The sequence below is a fragment of the Streptomyces sp. ASQP_92 genome (genome assembly GCF_025399895.1).
Classification (GTDB): Bacteria; Actinomycetota; Actinomycetes; order Streptomycetales; family Streptomycetaceae; genus Streptomyces.
On record NZ_JAODUA010000010.1, the window covers coordinates 173,696 to 192,324 of the forward strand.

Here is an 18,629-nt window from a genome sequence, read left to right on the forward strand (position 1 = left end):
GGCGGAAAACCGGCTCATGGGTATGGCGAACAGTCAGGCCCCTTCCGCGCGGATCGGCGCTCGCCGGTCAGTGCGCCAGGAGCAGCGCCTCGGAGCCGACCGGCCGGAAACCGGCGGCCTGGAAGGTGCGCACGCTGCGTGCGTTGCCCGGCGACTGCTGCGCCCACACCACCGTGTCCGGCACCAAGTGCCGCCCGGCCAGGGCGAGTTGGACCCCGAGGCCCCGGCCGCGCGCGGCCTCGTCGAGTTCGACGGCGACCTCCCAGCGGCCGGCGACTCCCCGCCCGAGCACCAGGATCCCGCCGTCCGCGGCCCACACCCGCACCTCGTCCCGGAACTTCAGGGCGCGCGCCACCCTGGGGTGGTCCGGGTCCTCGATCTCCCGCAGCGCCAGCGGGGGCGGCCCGGGCAGCGCGGGGGCACAGGTCAGCAGGTCGACGCAGTTCATCGAGCGGCCGGTGCGGGCCATCAGGGCGGCCAGGAACCCGGGGTTCATGGAGGCGCCGAGGGGGTCGGCGTCGGTCCGGGCCAGCGCGTCCCTGAGCCACTCCTCGTCCTCGTCGAGGAAGATCACCGAGTGCGCGGTGAACGCCAGCACGCCCGCGTCGCGGTGAGCGGGCTGCGCCACCACCGTCGTCCCGCCGTTGGCCGGCGGGAACTGTCCGCGCGCGACGCCCGCCAGGATCTCCCCGAGCGCACTGTCCGTCCCACTCACCATGTGCTGTTCCCGCTCCTTCTCGCTCCGTGACGTACGTCGTGATCTACGACGTGAGGCCTTGAGTCTCCACCCCCGTCGGGCGCCGCTTCCAGCCGGTCCCCTTCGCGGGCGGGGGAGAGCCGCGCGGGAGCCCGCCAAGGGCTGGCCGCCGCACGGCGCGTCCGCGGCGGCCGATAATCTGACCCGCGTCAGTAACGCACCAAGCAGTAGCACCAACAAAGGGGTGGACCCAGTGGCGGACATCGAAGAGGCGCGCAAGGCGTTCGCGAAGCTCGACGTCGACGGTGACGGACGCGTCACCGCGAGCGAGTACAAGACGGTCATGGCGCAGCTGGGCGACTTCTACGTCACCGAGACGGTGGCCCAGGCCATCATCAAGGCCAAGGACGCCAACGGCGACGGCAAGCTCTCCTTCGAGGAGTTCTGGGCGTCGCTGAACAAGTGACGCGCCCGGTGCCGGTGGCGTGAGCCCGCTCGCGCGGCGCGCCACCGGCACCGGACCGTACGGAGGGGGCCCGGAATAAGCGGAGGGTCCTTCCAGGTTCCCGGAGCGTGTCAACGCACCCTCTCCGGAAGGCCAGCTCATGAAGATCGGCATCATCGGCGCGGGCAACATCGGCGGCAACCTGACCCGCCGCCTCACCGCGCTCGGCCACCAGGTGTCCGTCGCCAACTCCCGTGGCCCGCACACGCTTTCCGCCCTCGCCGAGGAGACGGGCGCCACCCCCGTCACCGTCGAGGAGGCGGCCGACGGCGCGCAGGTCGTCGTGGTCACCATCCCGCTGAAGCACATTCCCGATCTGCCCAAGGGCCTGTTCGACAAGGCCGCCGACGGCGTCGCCGTGATCGACACCGGGAACTACTACCCCAAGGAGCGCGACGGCCGGATCGACGCGATCGAGGACGGGCTGACCGAGAGCCGCTGGACCGAGCAGCACATCGGCCACCCGGTCATCAAGGTCTTCAACGGCACCTACGCGCAGGACCTCCTGGAGCGCCCGCGCCCGCAGGGCGACCCCGAGCGGATCGCCGTGCCGGTGGCCGGCGACGACGAGGCCGCCAAGCGACTGGTCCGCGAGCTCGTCGACGAGCTGGGCTTCGACACCGTCGACGCCGGGGGCATCGACGACTCCTGGCGCCAGCAGCCCGCGACCCCCGTCTACGGGCTGCGCGCCGGCGTCGCCGAGGTCACCGACGCGCTGGCCGCCGCCCCCAGAGAGAGGCCGGCGGCGCACAGCTTCTGAGCGGCCCTACGCTGCGGGTCAGCGCCCCAAAGGGGCGCGGGGAACCGCGCGACCGGCAACCCACGGTCCGCAGCCGGTAGTCCCCGCCCCCCGCGGAGCGCTCAGCACTCGATGATGTTGACGGCGAGGCCGCCGCGAGCGGTCTCCTTGTACTTGACGCTCATGTCGGCCCCCGTCTCCTTCATCGTCTTGATGACCTTGTCCAGGGACACCTTGTGGCTGCCGTCGCCGCGCATCGCCATCTTGGCGGCGGTGACGGCCTTCACGGCGGCCATGCCGTTGCGCTCGATGCACGGGATCTGCACGAGGCCGCCGACCGGGTCGCAGGTCAGGCCCAGGTTGTGCTCCATGCCGATCTCGGCCGCGTTCTCGACCTGCTCGGGGGTGCCGCCGAGGACCTCCGCGAGCGCGCCCGCCGCCATCGAGCAGGCGGAGCCGACCTCGCCCTGGCAGCCGACCTCGGCGCCGGAGATCGAGGCGTTCTCCTTGAACAGCATGCCGATCGCGCCGGCCGCGAGCAGGAAGCGGACGACGCCCTCTTCGTCGGCGCCGGGCACGAAGTTCATGTAGTAGTGCAGCACCGCCGGGATGATGCCCGCGGCGCCGTTGGTGGGCGCGGTCACGACCCGGCCGCCCGCCGCGTTCTCCTCGTTGACGGCCATCGCGTACAGCGTCGCCCACTCCATGGCGTGCGCCTCGGGGTTGCCCTCGGCACGCAGCTGGCGGGCGGTGGTGGCGGCGCGGCGGCGGACCTTGAGGCCGCCGGGCAGGATGCCCTCGCGGGACATGCCGCGCGAGACACAGGCCTGCATGACCCGCCAGATGTCGAGCAGCCCGGAGCGGATCTCGTCCTCGGTGCGCCAGGCCTTCTCGTTCTCCAGCATCATCGCGGAGATGGAGAGACCGGTCTCCTTGGCGAGCCGCAGCAGCTCGTCGCCGGTGCGGAAGGGGTACTTGAGGACGGTGTCGTCCGGCACGATCGGGTTCTCGCCGGCCACAGCGTCCTCGTCGACGACGAAGCCGCCGCCGACCGAGTAGTACGTCTTCTCCAGTACCAGCTCGCCGTCGGCGTCGTAGGCGAAGATCGTCATGCCGTTGGCGTGGTACGGCAGCGCCTTGCGGCGGTGCAGGACCAGATCGTCGTCGTAGGAGAAGGCGATCTCGTGCATGCCGAGCACGTTGAGCCGCCCGGCGTCCTTGATGGCCTCCACCCGCTCGTCCGCGCTCTCGACGTCGACCGTGCGGGGCGAGTCGCCCTCCAGGCCGAGCAGCACCGCCTTCGGCGTGCCGTGGCCGTGGCCGGTCGCGCCGAGCGAGCCGTACAGCTCGGCCCGTATCCGCGTGGTGTGGGCGATGAGGCCCTCGTTCTTCAGGCGCGCCGCGAACATCCGGGCCGCCCGCATCGGGCCGACGGTGTGGGAGCTGGACGGGCCGATGCCGATCGAGAACAGGTCGAAGACCGAGATGGCCACGGAAGACTCCTTGTGGGGGTTGGTAGACGCCGTTGTCTGCCGGGTGGTGCAGAGCAAAGCTGGCACAGCATGGGACGGGGCACCGCGCTCACTACCAGTGTGCGCGGTGCCCCGGGGCTCCGTACGGAATGAAGCGAGAACTAAAGCGTACGAAACTACTTCAGGCCGGGGTACAGCGGGTGCTTGGCGGCCAGAGCGGACACCCGGGCGGCCAGGGCGTCCTTGTCGAAGTCCGGCTTCAGGGCCTCGGCGATGATGTCGGCGACCTCGCGGAAGTCGGCCTCGCCGAAGCCGCGGGTGGCCAGCGCCGGGGTGCCGATCCGCAGACCCGAGGTGACCATCGGCGGCCGCGGGTCGTTCGGGATGGCGTTCCGGTTGACCGTGATGCCGACCTCGTGGAGGCGGTCCTCGGCCTGCTGGCCGTCCAGCTCCGAGTTGCGCAGGTCCACCAGGACCAGGTGCACATCGGTGCCGCCGGTCAGGACGTCGACGCCGACGGCCTTCACATCGTCCTGGACCAGGCGCTCGGCCAGGATCCGGGCGCCGTCCAGGGTGCGCTGCTGGCGCTCCTTGAACTCCTCGGACGCGGCGACCTTGAAGGACACCGCCTTGGCCGCGATGACGTGCTCCAGGGGGCCGCCCTGCTGACCCGGGAAGACCGCCGAGTTGATCTTCTTGGCGAGCTCCTGCGTCGACAGGATGACGCCGCCGCGCGGACCGCCGAGGGTCTTGTGCGTGGTGGTGGTCACGACGTGGGCGTGCGGCACCGGGTTGGGGTGCAGACCCGCGGCGACCAGACCCGCGAAGTGGGCCATGTCGACCATCAGGTACGCGCCGACCTCGTCCGCGATGCGGCGGAAGGCCGCGAAGTCGAGCTGGCGCGGGTAGGCGGACCAGCCGGCCACGATGAGCTGCGGCTTGGACTCCTTGGCCAGGCGCTCGACCTCGTTCATGTCGACCTCGCCGGTCTCGTCCACGTGGTACGGGACCACGTTGTAGAGCTTGCCGGAGAAGTTGATCTTCATGCCGTGGGTCAGGTGACCGCCGTGAGCCAGGTTGAGGCCCATGATCGTGTCGCCCGGCTTGAGCAGCGCGAACATCGCGGCCGCGTTGGCCTGGGCGCCCGAGTGGGGCTGCACGTTGGCGGCCTCGGCGCCGAAGAGCGCCTTGACGCGGTCGATCGCGATCTGCTCGACCACGTCGACGTGCTCACAGCCGCCGTAGTAGCGGCGGCCCGGGTAGCCCTCGGCGTACTTGTTGGTGAGGACCGAGCCCTGGGCCTCCATGACCGCGACCGGAGCGAAGTTCTCCGAGGCGATCATTTCGAGGGTGGACTGCTGACGGTGGAGCTCGGCGTCGACGGCGGCGGCGACGTCCGGGTCCAGCTCGTGGAGGGGCTGGTTCAGAAGCGACATCAGACGATCCCTGTATCCCTGTGGTCTCTAGGTCAGCTGGCGAAGTCGGTGTACTCGTCGGCGGAGAGCAGGTCGCCCGGCTCCTCCGTGACCTTCACCTTGAACAGCCAACCGCCCTCGAACGGGGCCGTGTTGACCAGCGAAGGGTCGTCCACGACGTCCTGGTTGGCGGCGACGACCTCACCGGTGACGGGGGAGTACAGGTCGCTGACCGACTTGGTGGACTCCAGCTCGCCGCAGGTCTCGCCCGCGGTCACCGTGTCGCCCACCTCCGGGAGCTGTACGTACACGACGTCACCGAGCGCGTTGGCCGCGTGCTCCGTGATGCCGACCGTCGACACGCCCTCCTCGGCGGTCGACAGCCACTCGTGCTCCTTGCTGTAGCGCAGCTGCTGGGGGTTGCTCATGACCTGAATTCTCCTGTACGCGGGGGAGTGCTGCTGACGGGGTCTCGAAGAGTGTCTCGGACCGCGGGACGAGAAGGGGGACGCCGAAGGGAGGCGGGTGTCACTTCTCGCGCTTGTAGAAGGGCAGCGCGACGACCTCGTAGGCCTCGTGCGTGCCGCGGATGTCGATGCCGACCCCGGCGGTGCCGGGCGCGGCGTGCGCGGCGTCCACGTACGCCATGGCGATCGGCTTGCCCAGCGTCGGCGAGGGGGCGCCCGAGGTGACCTCGCCCACGACCTCGCCACCGGACACCACGGAGAACCCGGCGCGCGGCACCCGGCGGCCCTCGGCGATCAGGCCGACGAGCTTGCGCGGCGGGTGGGCCGCGGCCTTGTCGGCGGCGGCCTCCAGAGCCGTCCGGCCCACGAAGTCGCCGTCCTTCTCGAACTTCACGACCCGGCCGAGCCCCGCGTCGAACGGCGTCAGCGCGGTCGTCAGCTCGTGCCCGTACAGCGGCATGCCCGCCTCAAGGCGCAGCGTGTCGCGGCAGGACAGGCCGCACGGCACCAGGCCCGCGTCCTGACCGGCCTCGGTCAACGCGCGCCACAGTTGCTCGGCGTGCTCGGGCGCCACGAACAGCTCGAAGCCGTCCTCGCCGGTGTAGCCGGTGCGGGCGATCAGCGCGGGCACGCCCGCGACGGTGCCGGGCAGACCCGCGTAGTACTTCAGGCCGTCCAGGTCCGCGTCGGTCACCGACTTCAGGATGCCGGGGGACTCGGGGCCCTGGACCGCGATCAGGGCGTAGGCGTCACGGTCGTCGCGTACCTCGGCGTCGAAGCCGGCCGCGCGCTCGGTGATCGCGTCGAGCACGATCTGGGCGTTGCCCGCGTTGGCGACCACCATGTATTCGGGGGCCTCGGCCTCGCCCAGACGGTAGACGATCAGGTCGTCGACGATGCCGCCGTCCTCCTGGCAGATCATCGTGTACCGGGCGCGGCCGGGGCCGATGGTGGCGATGTTGCCGACCAGGGCGTAGTTCAGCGCCTTCATGGCGTCGGGGCCCGTGACGGTGATCTCGCCCATGTGGGACAGGTCGAAGAGCCCGGCACGGGTACGCACGGCGTTGTGCTCGTCGCGCTCGCTCCCGTAGCGCAGCGGCATGTCCCAGCCCGCGAAGTCGGTCATCGTGGCGCCCAGCGAACGATGCAGGGCATCGAGGGAGGTGAGGCGGGGGGCGTTGCTCATGGATGGTGCTCCAAGGTCCCGGGGCATGACGGTCGACGACATCCTCCCCATCTGTCATCGGAACCTGAGAGGTTCACCGTCGCGCGTCGCGCGGCACGGCTTGCACCTTGGGTGGGACCGCCCGGCAGGGGACGGCCCGCTTTTCAGATCTGCCTCGTCCGCGCGGTACGGGGCCTGAGAGATTCAAGGGAGAACTTGCTCCTTCGGCGCCCCAGCGCACAGCTCCTGAGGACTCTCCCGCGCGGATTCGAACGGCCGGTATGCAGTTGGCGCGCACATCATTGCACGCATCCTGGAAGCGTCACATCGCTGGTGACCTATTACCGGCTCTTTACACTTCCCAAGCAGCGGTCCGGGATCCGAACAGGGGGGAGTGCCATGACGGTTGGACACGAGAGGGGTCGGGTGGGGAAGGTGCCCGCGCCGCGGGGCGCGGGCGGCGGGGTGCCGGCGCCGCGCGCGCGGTCCACGGCGAACGAGGCGGTACGCGATCTGCGCGGGCGCCCGGAGCAGGCCGAGCCGGAGCTCCTCTTCGACCCGGGTGACGTCGTGGTGGTGTCGGGCCTGCCCGGCAGCGGCAAGACGACGCTGATGCGGCGCGCCGTCACCGACCGCCGCATCGACTCCCAGGACACCCGGCTCGCCTGGCAGCGCCGACTGCCCGGCATCCCCTACGCCCTGTATCGCCCGCTCACCCGCACCGCCCACTTCGTCCGGACCTGGTGGGCCCTGCGCTCCGGAGACAGCCTCGTCGTCCACGACTGCGGTACCCAGGCCTGGGTGCGGCACTGGCTGGGCCGCGGCGCCCGGCGCCGGGGACGCGCGCTGCGCCTGATCGTGCTGGACGTGCCGGCCGACGTGGCCCTTGAGGGCCAGGCGACCCGGGGCCGCTGGGTGTCGAAGTACGCCTTCGCGCGCCACCGCGGCGCGGCCCGCCGCCTCATAGCGCAGGTGGAGGCGGGACGGCTGCCGACCGGCTGCGCCGGCGCGGTGCTGCTCGACCGGGACGCGGCCTCCGCGCTGCGCCGGATCGGCTTCGGACAGTAGCCGCCCGTGGACGCGCGCCGGGTCCGTGCCCGGCGCCTTTCCCCGGCCCCCACCCACGGCGTTAGGGTCGAGGGGCACGGCCGAGGCGGGCCGGCAGGCATCGGGTTCGGGGGAGAAGGACGGCACATGAACTTTCCGGAGCAGGCGTTCGCGCACCCGCTCGGCGGCGGAGGCTGGCCGGGCAACGAGCTGGAGGAGGCCATGTCCGCGGCCCTCGGGCAGCCGGACGCGGGCCCCCGGCTCATAGAGGTCCTCGGCCGCAACGCGGTCTGGGTGCCGCTGCCCAACGGCGGCAGCCAGGAGAGCACCGACCTCGACCTGCCCACCCTGGAGCTCGACGGCGCCCCCTACGTGCCCGTGTACAGCTCCGAGCAGCAGTTCCTCCAGTGTGTCGGCTCGCACATGTCGTTCGCCGTGGCCCCCGCCGTCGAGTTCGCCCGCGGGCTGCCGCCGCAGCTCGGCATCGTGGTCAACCCCGAGGGCGCGGTGGGCATGCCCCTGCCCCCGCCCGCCGTCGCCGAGCTGTGCCGTACCGGGCGTACCGCGCTCGACGGACCCGCGTCCGGCGCCCGGGTACGCCTCTTCGAGCCGGACTGGCAGGAGGACCCGGTGGACTTCCTGGCCGTCGCGGCCGAGGAGTTCGAGGCGATCGGCGTGGTCCTCAGTGCCCGCCGCGCGCTCGCCTCCATCGAGGGCGAGTCGCCGACCCTCTTCATCGGCGTGGAGTTCGCGACCTGGGACGGAGCCGGGCGCAACGCTCCCATGGAGGCCCTGGGCCGGGCGCTCGGCCGGGCGCCCGTCGACTGGCCGGTCAATCTGGTCCTGCTCGACGTGACCCAGGATCCGGTCGCCACCTGGATGCGCGAGCGGGTGCGGCCCTTCTACGCCCGGACCCGGTAGGCGGCGACCACCGGGTGGAGCACGGCAGGTCCCGCCGGGTCATGGCGGTGTCTGTACGGCGGCTTAACCTGGTTTCATGACCCTTGCAACCCCGCAGCCGCACGCGTGTGCCCGGGGCTGCGGGGCGGCGCAGGCGTCGGCACGGTGGAACTAAGAGGGGCGGGACCCAGGGTGAGCGCGTCAGGCACCGCGGCGGCCGGGCAGGTCGAGCACATGCTGCGCCAGGTGACCCCCGGGCGCTACGACGTGTACGAGGCGCTGCTCCACGCGCTCGCCGACCCCGCGTCGGGCCGCCTCTGGATGCTGCTGTGGCACGGCAGGCCCGGCTCCCCGGACGCGCAATACGGAAACATGGAGGTCGACGGGGTCTCCTACGCCCCCTGTGTCACCTCCGCGCAGGAGCTCGCCGCCAGCGGCTGGAACCGGGCCCACGAGGTGGCCGCCGCCCTCGACGTCGCCCGGGGCCTCTACCCGGACCACTACGGGATCTGGCTCAATCCGCACGCCCACGGCGGCGGCGTCGGCATCCCCTGGACGGATCTGCGCCGGATCGCGACGGGCCTGGACCGGATGCCCGCGGGCCCGCTCAGGCTCTCCGAACCGACCGTGGAGATCCCGCAGTTCTACGCCCTGCTCGCCCAGCACGCCCACCGCACCCCGGCGGTGCGCTCGCTGCGCCGCGCCTGGGTGCAGCCCGCGCTCGGCACGCCGTACCTCGCGATCGGGCTCGACCTCTACACCACCGCCCCGCAGTCGGTGGACGCGGTGCGGGCGATGATGCGCCAGTCCGTCGCGGGCGTGCCGGACGGGCTCGCGGTCTCCACGGTCGCGATGTCGGACGAGTACGACCCCGTCGGCATGTGGCTGAAAGCGCATGCCCGCCCGTTCTACGACCGCGAGGCACACGGCGGCCAGGCCCCCGGGGGGCCCGGATACGGCTATCCGCCGGCCGCCCCCGGCACCTACTGAGCCCCGCTCCGCACCCACACCAACCGGGACGAACCCCGTCAACGCGCCCCGCACGTAAGGGGAATGTCCGTTGTGATGGGGCGAAGACCACAATAGGCCCGTGCGTCATATGTGCCCCAACTTCCCCACGTCCGCCCCTGGTTCAGCCGCGTCCGCATAACGGAAACCCTCTTTCCGCATCACGTTTACGCATACATTCGCCGTCAGGTCTGGCGGGTGATCGCGAGGCCATTGAAGACTCCCGGCATGCAGGGCCGTTCGGGCCCGTGTGCGAGCAGCCCGACCCGCTGCCCGGTGTCGCCCCCCGCTCGCACTGCTGATGGGAACGCGCCGCTACAGCGGCAAGTGCGGGCCGGTCACCGCCGGTTGAGAGGGGTCCTTGCCACGATGACGGCACCATTGCACGACACACCCGCCGACGCGGACCCGACCGCGGACATCAGTGTCACGCCCAGCGGCGAGACCAGAACGGTCGAGGGACGTTCGCTGGGACGTATCGCCTGGAACCGGCTGAAGAAGGACAAGCTCGCCCTCACCGGTGGCATCGTTGTCGTGTTCCTGGTCCTCGTCGCGATCTTCGCGCCGCTGATCGTCGACGCGTTCGGCCATCCGCCGGAGGACTTCCACGAGGACCAGATCGACCCGCTGCTCTCCACCCCGGTGGGCAGCTGGGGCGGCATCAACTCGCACTTCCTGCTGGGAGTTGAGCCGGTCAACGGGCGCGACGTGTTCAGCCGCATCATCTACGGCGCGCGGATCTCGCTGCTCGTGGGCTTCCTCGCGGCGGTCTTCGCGGTGCTCGTCGGCACCGTCCTCGGCGTGATCGCCGGCTACTTCGGCGGCTGGCTCGACGCCGTCATCAGCCGCGTGATGGACATGCTGCTCTCCTTCCCGCAGCTGCTCTTCATCATCGCGTTGATCTCCGTGGTGCCCAACCAGCTCTTCGGTCTCAGCGGCACCGGAGTGCGGCTGCTCGTGATGATCCTCGTCATCGGCTTCTTCGGATGGCCGTACGTCGGGCGCATCGTGCGCGGCCAGACGCTCTCACTGCGCGAGCGCGAGTACGTCGAGGCGGCGCGCAGCCTGGGCGCGGGACGCGGCTACATCCTGTTCAAGGAGCTGCTGCCCAACCTGATCGCGCCGATCACCGTCTACATGACGCTGATGATCCCCACGAACATCCTCACCGAGGCGGCGCTCAGCTTCCTGGGCGCGGGCGTCAAGCCGCCCACCTCCTCCTGGGGCCAGATGCTGTCGACGGCGATCGCGACCTATGAGTCCGATCCGATGTTCATGATCATCCCGGGTGTGGCGATCTTCATCACCGTGATGGCGTTCAACCTCTTCGGCGACGGCGTCCGCGACGCCCTCGACCCGAAGGGCTCCCGCTGATGCGGGACTTCACCGACTCCGGCCCGGCGCATCGCACGGGCCGTGACACACAAGACGCCCCCAACGGAGGAAGCCAGATCGTGACAACCCAAGGTTCATCGAGGCGAAAGACGGCCGCCGGCGCCGCCATCGTCGTTGCGGCTCTGCTCTCCACCGCGGCCTGCGGCGGAGGCGACAGCGACAGCAAGGGCAGCAAGGCCCCCGGCTTCAACGCCGCCAACAGCAAGCTCGCCAACGCGTCGACGAAGAAGGGCGGGGAGCTCAAGTTCGTCGGCACCCAGGACGCCGACTCCTGGGACCCGCAGCGCGGTTACTACGGCTTCATGTGGGACTACGCGCGCTACTACACGCGCACGCTGATCTCCTACAAGCCCGCCCCGGGCAAGGAGAGCGAGACGCTGGTCCCGGACATCGCGACCGGCCTCGCGGACGTCTCGGCGGACAAGAAGACGTACACGTACCACCTGAAGGACGGCGTCAAGTGGGAGGACGGCAAGCCCGTCACCTCCAAGGACGTCAAGTACGGCATCGAGCGCATCTGGGCGCAGGACGTCATCTCCGGCGGCCCCGTCTACCTGAAGGACGTCCTCGACCCCACCGGTGAGTACAAGGGTCCCTACAAGGACACCGCCCCGGACAAGCTGGGCCTGAAGGCGATCGAGACGCCGGACGACAAGACCATCGTCTTCAAGCTGCCGGCGCCCAACGTCGACTTCCAGCAGATGCTGGCCATGCCCTCGGGCACCCCGGTCCGCCAGGACAAGGACACCCAGTCGAAGTACGGCCTGAAGCCCTTCTCGCTCGGCCCGTACAAGTGGGAGTCCTACTCCCCGAACAAGTCCATGGTGCTCGTCCGCAACGAGAACTGGGACCCGAAGACGGACGACGTCCGCAAGGCACTCCCGGACAAGATCAGCCTGACGCTGCTCAGCAGCGCCGACGACATGGACAGCCGTCTGATCAACGGTGACTACGACGTCGACCTGAACGGCACCGGCCTCAGCGTGGCCGGCCGCACCAAGGCGCTCCAGCAGCACAAGGGCAACGTCGACAACCCGGACACCGGCTACATCCGTTACGCGGTCTTCCCGCAGACGGTGGCCCCGTTCGACAACGAGCACTGCCGCAAGGCCGTCATCTACGCGGCCGACCACAAGTCGCTCCAGACCGCCCGCGGCGGCCCGCAGGCCGGTGGTGACATCGCCACCAACATGCTGCCGCCGATCATCAGCGGTTCGGACCCGAAGTTCGACCCGTACGGCGTGACCTCCAACGACGGTGCCCCGAACATCGCGAAGGCCAAGGAAGAGCTCGCCGCCTGCGGCAAGCCCGGGGGCTTCTCGACCACCATCGCGGTCCGCAACAACAAGCAGGTCGAGGTCGCCACGGCGCAGTCGATGCAGGCCGCGCTCGCCAAGGTCAACATCAAGGTCGACATCGACCAGTACGACGGTTCGCAGACGACCGGCATCATCGGCAACCCCGAGGTCGTCAAGAAGAAGAACTACGGAATCATCATCATGGGCTGGGGCCCGGACTTCGCGTCCGGCCAGGGCTTCCTGCTCCCGCTGGTGAACTCCAAGTTCATCCTGCCGAACGGCAACAACAACTACTCGATGCTGAAGGACCCGGCCATCGACAAGCTCTTCGAGGACGCCATCGCGGCGGCCACCCCCGAAGAGGCCGCCGGTCTCTACAAGCAGATCAACCAGAAGGTGTCCGAGCACGCCGTCTACCTGCCGTTCGTCTTCGAGAAGAACGTCAAGTGGCGCAGCAGCCGGCTCACCAACGTCTACACGACGACCAACAACAACGGTTTCTACGACTACGCCTCCCTCGGCGTCGAGAAGTGACCGTCGTCCAATCGCTCCGCCGGCGCACCCGCCGCTAGGCACGAAGGGCAGGTGAAGGCCGTCGCGTGACGGGTCGGGGGTACCGCAATCCGGTGCCCCCGGCCCGCCGCCGGGCCGAGAGCAGTGCTCGCATATCTCATCAGGCGGTTCGCCGCCGCCATCGTGATGCTGCTGATCGTCATGCTCGTGACGTTCGGCATCTTCTTCCTGATCCCCAAGTGGACGGGCGTCGACCCGGCCACGATGTACGTCGGCAAGCAGTCCGACGCCGCTGCTCTCGAAGCGGTCCGCTCCAAACTGGGTCTCGGCGACCCGATCTTCGTGCAGCTCTTCGACTTCGTGAAGGGCATCGTGGCCGGCCGCGACTACACCGGCGGCGGCTCGACGATCCACTGCGACGCCCCGTGCTTCGGCTACTCGTTCAAGAACGAGCAGGCGATCTGGCCGGTGCTCAAGGACCGCTTCCCGGTCACCCTGGCGCTGGTCCTCGGCGCGGCCATCCTGTGGGTGGTCTTCGGCGTCCTGGCCGGCGTGGTCTCCGCCCTCAAGCGCGGTTCCCTGTGGGACCGGACCGCCATGACGGTGGCCCTGGCGGGCGTCTCGCTGCCCATCTACTTCACCGGCCTGCTCTCGCTGGCGATCTTCTCCTTCGGACTGCACTGGATCGACGGCCAGTACGTGCCGTTCAGCGATTCACCAGGGGGCTGGTTCAGCGGCCTGATCCTGCCCTGGATCACCCTGGCCTTCCTCCAGGCGGCGATGTACGCCCGCCTCACCCGGGCGACCATGCTCGAAGTGATGGGCGAGGACTACGTCAGAACCGCCCGCGCCAAGGGCCTGAGCGAGTCCACCGTCATCGGCAAGCACGCCATGCGTTCCACGATGGCGCCGATCCTCACGGTGCTCGGCATGGACATCGGCGCCCTCATCGGCGGCGCGATCCTCACCGAGACCACCTACAGCATCCCCGGCCTCGGCCAGGCGGTGCTCCGCGCCATCGGCGAGCGCGACCTTCCGGTGATCCTCGGTGTCACGCTGATCACCTCGGCTGCGGTGATCTTCGCGAACCTCGTCGTGGACCTCCTGTACGCCGTGATCGACCCCCGAGTGAGGCTCGCATGACCGACCTGAACAAGACCGGCGCCGCGGTCGGCGAGCCGGTCGCGGGTGAGCGGCCCTCGGACGCCTTCCTGGACGTACGCGACCTGAAGGTGCACTTCCCGACCGACGACGGCCTGGTCAAGTCGGTCGACGGGCTCAGCTTCTCGCTGGAGAAGGGCAAGACCCTCGGCATCGTGGGCGAGTCCGGCTCCGGCAAGTCCGTCACCTCGATGGGCATCATGGGCCTGCACACGGCCGGCCAGTACGGCAAGCGCAAGGCCCAGATCTCCGGCGAAATCTGGCTGAACGGCAAGGAGTTGCTCTCCGCCGACCCGGAGGAGGTGCGCAAACTCCGCGGCCGCGACATGGCGATGATCTTCCAGGACCCGCTGTCCGCGCTGCACCCGTACTTCACCATCGGCAAGCAGATCATCGAGGCGTACCGGGTCCACCACGACGTCGACAAGAAGGTCGCCCGCGCCCGGGCGATCGAGATGCTCGACCGGGTCGGCATCCCCCAGCCCGACAAGCGCGTCGACTCCTACCCGCACGAGTTCTCGGGCGGTATGCGCCAGCGCGCGATGATCGCGATGTCGCTGGTCAACAACCCCGATCTGCTGATCGCGGACGAGCCGACGACCGCTCTGGACGTCACCGTCCAGGCGCAGATCCTGGACCTGATCCGGGACCTCCAGAAGGAGTTCGGCTCCGCGGTCATCGTCATCACCCACGACCTGGGCGTCGTCGCCGAGCTCGCCGACGACATCCTGGTCATGTACGGCGGCCGCTGTGTCGAACGCGGTCCCGCGGAGAAGGTCTTCTACGAGCCCCGCCACCCCTACACCTGGGGCCTGCTCGGCTCGATGCCGCGCATCGACCGCGAGGAGACCGAGCGCCTCATCCCGGTGAAGGGCTCCCCGCCGTCCCTGATCAACATCCCGTCCGGCTGCGCCTTCAACCCGCGCTGCCCGTACGCCGATGTGCCCAAGGACAACATCACCCGGACCGTACGCCCCGAGCTGACCGACGGCGGGAGCGGCCACTGGGCCGCCTGCCACATGACGCCGGACGAGCGGGAGCGTATCTGGACCGAAGAGATTGCGCCCAAGCTGTGAGCGAGGACAAAGGCGTGACGGACAACGACGTGACGATTCCCGCCCAGAGCAAGGGCGCGGTGTCGACCGAGGCCGTGTCCAGGAAAGACGCGGCCCCCGGTGAGGTGCTGCTCAAGGTCAGCGGACTGCAGAAGCACTTCCCGATCCGCAGCGGCCTGCTGAAGCGGCAGACGGGCTCGGTCAAGGCCGTCGACGGCCTCGACTTCGACGTGCGCTCCGGCGAGACGCTCGGCGTGGTCGGCGAGTCCGGCTGCGGCAAGTCGACCATGGGCCGGCTGATCACCCGCCTTCTCGAACCGACCGGTGGCACCGTCGAGTTCGAGGGGCGCGACATCACCCACCTCGGGGTGCGCGGCATGCGGCCGATGCGCCGCGACGTCCAGATGATCTTCCAGGACCCGTACTCCTCGCTCAACCCCCGGCACACGGTGGGCGGCATCATCTCGGCCCCCTTCAAGCTCCAGGGCGTCGAGCCCGAGGGCGGGGTCAAGAAGGAGGTGCAGCGCCTCCTGGAGGTGGTGGGCCTCAACCCCGAGCACTACAACCGCTATCCGCACGAGTTCTCCGGCGGCCAGCGCCAGCGCATCGGCATCGCCCGCGCGCTCGCACTCAAGCCGAAGCTGGTCGTGGCGGACGAGCCGGTCTCGGCGCTCGACGTGTCGATCCAGGCGCAGGTGGTCAACCTCCTCGACGACCTCCAGCAGGAGCTCGGCCTGACCTATGTGATCATCGCGCACGACCTGTCGGTCATCCGGCACGTGTCGGACCGGATCGCGGTCATGTACCTCGGCAAGATCGTCGAGTTGGCCGACCGCAAGTCGCTGTACGCGGCGCCGATGCACCCGTACACCAAGGCGCTGATGTCGGCGGTGCCGGTGCCGGATCCCCGGCGGCGCGGCATGAAGAGCGAGCGGATCCTGCTCAAGGGCGACGTGCCCTCGCCGATCTCGCCGCCGAGCGGTTGCCGGTTCCACACCCGGTGCTGGAAGGCGACCGAGATCTGCAAGACGCGGGAGCCGGTGCTGGTCGAGCTGAAGCCGGGCCAGCAGGTGGCCTGCCACCACCCGGAGAACGCGCCGGACCAGGCGCCGGGCGAGGCGGTCCTGCCGGAGGCCAGGGAGTCCATCGAGGTCGTGACGATCGGCGACGCGCCGACGACCGCGGAACCGGAGGAGCCGGAGGCCGCCGGGACGGCGGCGAAGCCGGAGCCGGCGGCGGTGGCCGAGCCCGAGGCGAAGTCGGAACCGACGGCGAAGTCGGAGCCGGTGGCGGTGGCCGAGCCCGAGGGGAAGTCGGAACCGGTGGCCAAGTCGGAACCGGAGACAGCGCCGGAGCCGGTGGCGAAGTCGGAACCGACGGCGAAGTCGGGGTCGGCGGCGGCCACGTCAGTGGCGAAGCCTGAATCGGCGGCGAAGCCGGAATCGGCCGTGGTGGCGAAGTCCGAGGCGGTGGGCTCCGAGGGCGAGACCGCGGCGCGTGACAGCGACTCCGAAGGCCCCGCTCAGGAGTCAACCGACAAGTAGGCCATGACAGTTCGGCAAAGTCATGTTCATGCCGAAGCGGGAGAGTGCAGAGTCTGCGTGTCCGTACCAACGGCATGCGTTCGAAGGGCAGACTCATATGGCACTCTCCCGTCCGGCACGTCGCACCTCCCGGTGGCTCTCCCTCGCCACCGCGGTGGCCGCCGGGTTCACCATCGCCGCCGCGCCCGCCGCCTCACCCGGCGCCCCGGGCATCGGTGACCCCTACTTCCCCGACATGGGCAACGGCGGCTTCGACGCCCTCCATTACGACCTCGGGGTCAGCTACAACCCCGATTCGGGGCGCCTGGACGGGCGCACCACGGTGACGGCCCGGGCCACCCAGAACCTCTCCCGCTTCGATCTCGACCTCCAGAAGCTGACCGTCGACTCGATACGGGTCAACGGCAGGCCCGCCGACTTCAACCGCAGCGGCGACGAGATCGTCATCACCCCGCGCCACCGGCTGCGCAAGGGCGAGGAGTTCGAGGTCACCGTCGTCTACGGGGGCGTGCCCCAGGCGCTGAACGGACCCATCGTCTTCGGCTCCGACTACGGCTGGATGAAGACCAAGGACGGCGTCTTCGTGGCCTGCGAGCCCAACGCCGCCTCCACCTGGTTCCCCTCCAGCGACCACCCCTCCGACAAGGCGACGTACGACATCCGCATCGACGCGCCCAAGGGCCTCACCGGTGTCTCCAACGGGCGCCTGGTGGACTCCCACGACCGTGGCGGACGCTCGTACTTCCACTGGCGTGAGTCCAAGCCGATGGCGACGTACCTGGCCACCGCCTCCATAGGCAAGTTCGACGTGAAGACGGGCCGCACGCCCGCCGGCACCCTCATCTACGTGGCGATCGACCCGGTCCTCGCCAACCAGAACAAGGTCGACGTGTACGGGGTGACCGCCGAGGCCACCGACTACTGGTCCCAGGTCTTCGGCCCGTATCCCTTCGAGGTGACCGGCGCGGTCGTCGACGACATGCCGCAGGCGGGGTTCTCGCTGGAGACCCAGTCCAAGCCCAGCTACTCGGCCGTGCGCTCCGAGTCGACCATCGTGCACGAGCTCGCCCACCAGTGGTTCGGCGACTCCGTCTCGGTCGACCACTGGAACGACATCTGGCTCAACGAGGGCTTCGCGACCTACGCCCAGTGGCTGTGGGCCGAGCACCGGGGCACCAGGAGCGCGCACGACTCCTTCCTCGCCGCCTACAACGCGATCCCGGCCGACGCCGACTTCTGGAAGATCGAGGTGGCCGACCCGAAGCGCGACACGATGTTCGCCGACGCGGTCTACCGGCGGGGCGCGATGATGCTCCAGGAACTGCGCGAACACATCGGTGACCAGGCCTTCTTCAAGCTGCTTCCCGCCTGGACCAAGGCCCATCGTTACCAGAACGCCGACACCGAGGACTTCGTCCGGCTCGCCGAGAAGATCTCGGGCAAGCAGCTGGACGGTCTGTTCCAGAAGTGGATCCACGACACGGGCAAGCCCGCGCTCTGATCCACCGCGTGTCGGAGGGCGCCCCGCGATGAGTAAAAATGCGGGGTGCTCCACTCACTGTTCAGTCCCTCCGTCCAGCATGCGCTGGACCTCGTCGGGATCTTCGTCTTCGCGATCTCCGGCGCCCTGCTCGCCGTGCGCAAGAACTTCGACGTGTTCGGCATCGCGGTGCTCGCCGAGGTCACCGCGCTGGGCGGGGGGCTGTTCCGCGACCTCATCATCGGGGCCGTCCCGCCGGCCGCCTTCTCCGACCTCGGGTACTTCGTGACCCCGCTGCTCGCGACGGTGCTGGTCTTCTTCCTGCACCCCGAGGTCGAGCGCACCCAGACCGCGGTGAACGTCTTCGACGCGGCGGGGCTCGGCCTGTTCTGCGTCACGGGCACGACCAAGGCGTACGACTACGGGCTCGGCCTCACCTCGTCGGCGGCGCTGGGTCTCGCGACGGCGGTCGGCGGTGGCGTACTGCGTGACGTCCTGGCCAACGAGGTCCCCTCGCTGCTGCGCTGGGACCGCGATCTGTACGCGGTGCCGGCGATCGTCGGCGCCACGATGATCGTGCTCTTCATCCGCTTCGACCTGCTGAACGCGGGGACCAGCGGGCTCGCCGTCGTCACCGCGTTCCTGCTGCGCATCGCGGCCCTGAAGTACCACTGGCGGGCGCCCCGTGCCTGGAACCGGCGCAGCTCGACGCTGGAGGAGGCGTGAGGCCGGAGGGGGAGCGGCGGGAGCGTTCAGGGCAGGGTGGTC

General features: G+C 69.8%; 17 protein-coding genes and 1 riboswitch. Of the genes, 12 read left to right on the forward strand and 5 right to left on the reverse strand.

Going from position 1 to position 18,629, the window contains the following annotated elements; genetic code table 11:
* Positions 1 to 67 precede the first annotated feature (67 nt).
* On the reverse strand, positions 68 to 718 hold the full coding sequence (locus tag N4G70_RS21940) for a GNAT family N-acetyltransferase (RefSeq protein WP_261714386.1): 651 nt from the start codon (positions 716 to 718) through the stop codon (positions 68 to 70).
* 232 nt (positions 719 to 950) lie between these two features.
* Between N4G70_RS21940 and N4G70_RS21945 the strand changes: the two genes are divergently transcribed.
* The gene (locus N4G70_RS21945) at positions 951 to 1,163 is read left to right on the forward strand and encodes an EF-hand domain-containing protein (protein ID WP_261714387.1); all 213 of its coding nucleotides are present in this window, start codon (positions 951 to 953) and stop codon (positions 1,161 to 1,163) included.
* Between the two features lie 139 nt (positions 1,164 to 1,302).
* Positions 1,303 to 1,962: an NADPH-dependent F420 reductase gene (locus N4G70_RS21950; protein WP_399036369.1), complete on the forward strand. Its 660-nt coding sequence runs from the start codon at positions 1,303 to 1,305 to the stop codon at positions 1,960 to 1,962.
* Positions 1,963 to 2,063: 101 nt separating this feature from the next.
* Here N4G70_RS21950 and N4G70_RS21955 read toward each other — a convergent pair whose 3' ends face one another.
* The 4 genes from N4G70_RS21955 to gcvT all read right to left on the reverse strand — a co-directional run bounded on the left by N4G70_RS21955 (position 2,064) and on the right by gcvT (position 6,481).
* Positions 2,064 to 3,434: an L-serine ammonia-lyase gene (locus N4G70_RS21955; protein ID WP_261714388.1), complete on the reverse strand. Its 1,371-nt coding sequence runs from the start codon at positions 3,432 to 3,434 to the stop codon at positions 2,064 to 2,066.
* Positions 3,435 to 3,589: 155 nt separating this feature from the next.
* Positions 3,590 to 4,849, reverse strand: coding sequence for a serine hydroxymethyltransferase (gene glyA, locus N4G70_RS21960; RefSeq protein ID WP_261714389.1), 1,260 nt, complete (start codon positions 4,847 to 4,849; stop codon positions 3,590 to 3,592).
* 32 nt (positions 4,850 to 4,881) lie between these two features.
* Positions 4,882 to 5,256 (reverse strand): glycine cleavage system protein GcvH, encoded by a 375-nt coding sequence (gcvH, locus tag N4G70_RS21965; protein ID WP_261714390.1) that lies wholly within the window; start codon positions 5,254 to 5,256, stop codon positions 4,882 to 4,884.
* 100 nt (positions 5,257 to 5,356) lie between these two features.
* Positions 5,357 to 6,481, reverse strand: coding sequence for a glycine cleavage system aminomethyltransferase GcvT (gene gcvT, locus N4G70_RS21970; RefSeq protein WP_261714391.1), 1,125 nt, complete (start codon positions 6,479 to 6,481; stop codon positions 5,357 to 5,359).
* Positions 6,482 to 6,634: 153 nt separating this feature from the next.
* Positions 6,635 to 6,731: riboswitch (glycine riboswitch) on the reverse strand.
* A gap of 128 nt (positions 6,732 to 6,859) precedes the next feature.
* Here gcvT and N4G70_RS21975 point away from each other — a divergent pair.
* The 10 genes from N4G70_RS21975 to N4G70_RS22020 all read left to right on the forward strand — a co-directional run bounded on the left by N4G70_RS21975 (position 6,860) and on the right by N4G70_RS22020 (position 18,587).
* Positions 6,860 to 7,528: an AAA family ATPase gene (locus N4G70_RS21975; protein WP_399036374.1), complete on the forward strand. Its 669-nt coding sequence runs from the start codon at positions 6,860 to 6,862 to the stop codon at positions 7,526 to 7,528.
* Between the two features lie 126 nt (positions 7,529 to 7,654).
* Positions 7,655 to 8,428: an enhanced serine sensitivity protein SseB gene (locus tag N4G70_RS21980; protein WP_261714392.1), complete on the forward strand. Its 774-nt coding sequence runs from the start codon at positions 7,655 to 7,657 to the stop codon at positions 8,426 to 8,428.
* Positions 8,429 to 8,599: 171 nt separating this feature from the next.
* Positions 8,600 to 9,397: an enhanced serine sensitivity protein SseB C-terminal domain-containing protein gene (locus tag N4G70_RS21985; protein ID WP_261714393.1), complete on the forward strand. Its 798-nt coding sequence runs from the start codon at positions 8,600 to 8,602 to the stop codon at positions 9,395 to 9,397.
* 387 nt (positions 9,398 to 9,784) lie between these two features.
* Positions 9,785 to 10,789: an ABC transporter permease gene (locus tag N4G70_RS21990; protein WP_261714394.1), complete on the forward strand. Its 1,005-nt coding sequence runs from the start codon at positions 9,785 to 9,787 to the stop codon at positions 10,787 to 10,789.
* Between the two features lie 80 nt (positions 10,790 to 10,869).
* Positions 10,870 to 12,642, forward strand: coding sequence for an ABC transporter substrate-binding protein (locus tag N4G70_RS21995; protein WP_399036378.1), 1,773 nt, complete (start codon positions 10,870 to 10,872; stop codon positions 12,640 to 12,642).
* 123 nt (positions 12,643 to 12,765) lie between these two features.
* Positions 12,766 to 13,764 carry an ABC transporter permease gene (locus tag N4G70_RS22000; RefSeq protein ID WP_261714395.1) on the forward strand — a complete coding sequence of 333 codons (999 nt, stop codon included), beginning with the start codon at positions 12,766 to 12,768 and terminating at the stop codon, positions 13,762 to 13,764.
* Positions 13,761 to 14,858, forward strand: a complete 1,098-nt coding sequence (locus N4G70_RS22005; RefSeq protein ID WP_261714396.1) for an ABC transporter ATP-binding protein — start codon at positions 13,761 to 13,763, stop codon at positions 14,856 to 14,858. The genes N4G70_RS22000 and N4G70_RS22005 overlap by 4 nt, the downstream gene beginning before the upstream one ends.
* Positions 14,855 to 16,381, forward strand: a complete 1,527-nt coding sequence (locus tag N4G70_RS22010) for a dipeptide ABC transporter ATP-binding protein (protein WP_399036382.1) — start codon at positions 14,855 to 14,857, stop codon at positions 16,379 to 16,381. Before N4G70_RS22005 ends, N4G70_RS22010 begins: the two co-directional genes overlap by 4 nt.
* Positions 16,382 to 16,478: 97 nt before the next feature.
* Positions 16,479 to 17,882 carry a M1 family metallopeptidase gene (locus N4G70_RS22015; protein WP_261714397.1) on the forward strand — a complete coding sequence of 468 codons (1,404 nt, stop codon included), beginning with the start codon at positions 16,479 to 16,481 and terminating at the stop codon, positions 17,880 to 17,882.
* A 45-nt stretch (positions 17,883 to 17,927) separates the two neighbouring features.
* Entirely contained in the window at positions 17,928 to 18,587 is a 660-nt protein-coding gene (locus tag N4G70_RS22020) for a trimeric intracellular cation channel family protein (protein ID WP_120721255.1), read from the forward strand.
* Positions 18,588 to 18,629 lie beyond the last annotated feature (42 nt).

What these genes read in the sequence shown, in the direction of transcription:
- N4G70_RS21940 (WP_261714386.1), bottom strand. Translation starts at nt 718, where the DNA reads ATGGTGAGTGGGACGGACAGTGCGCTCGGGGAGATCCTGGCGGGCGTC.
- N4G70_RS21950 (WP_399036369.1), top strand. Translation starts at nt 1,303, where the DNA reads ATGAAGATCGGCATCATCGGCGCGGGCAACATCGGCGGCAACCTGACC.
- glyA (WP_261714389.1), bottom strand. Translation starts at nt 4,849, where the DNA reads ATGTCGCTTCTGAACCAGCCCCTCCACGAGCTGGACCCGGACGTCGCC.
- gcvH (WP_261714390.1), bottom strand. Translation starts at nt 5,256, where the DNA reads ATGAGCAACCCCCAGCAGCTGCGCTACAGCAAGGAGCACGAGTGGCTG.
- gcvT (WP_261714391.1), bottom strand. Translation starts at nt 6,481, where the DNA reads ATGAGCAACGCCCCCCGCCTCACCTCCCTCGATGCCCTGCATCGTTCG.
- N4G70_RS21975 (WP_399036374.1), top strand. Translation starts at nt 6,860, where the DNA reads ATGACGGTTGGACACGAGAGGGGTCGGGTGGGGAAGGTGCCCGCGCCG.
- N4G70_RS21980 (WP_261714392.1), top strand. Translation starts at nt 7,655, where the DNA reads ATGAACTTTCCGGAGCAGGCGTTCGCGCACCCGCTCGGCGGCGGAGGC.
- N4G70_RS21990 (WP_261714394.1), top strand. Translation starts at nt 9,785, where the DNA reads ATGACGGCACCATTGCACGACACACCCGCCGACGCGGACCCGACCGCG.
- N4G70_RS22005 (WP_261714396.1), top strand. Translation starts at nt 13,761, where the DNA reads ATGACCGACCTGAACAAGACCGGCGCCGCGGTCGGCGAGCCGGTCGCG.
- N4G70_RS22015 (WP_261714397.1), top strand. Translation starts at nt 16,479, where the DNA reads ATGGCACTCTCCCGTCCGGCACGTCGCACCTCCCGGTGGCTCTCCCTC.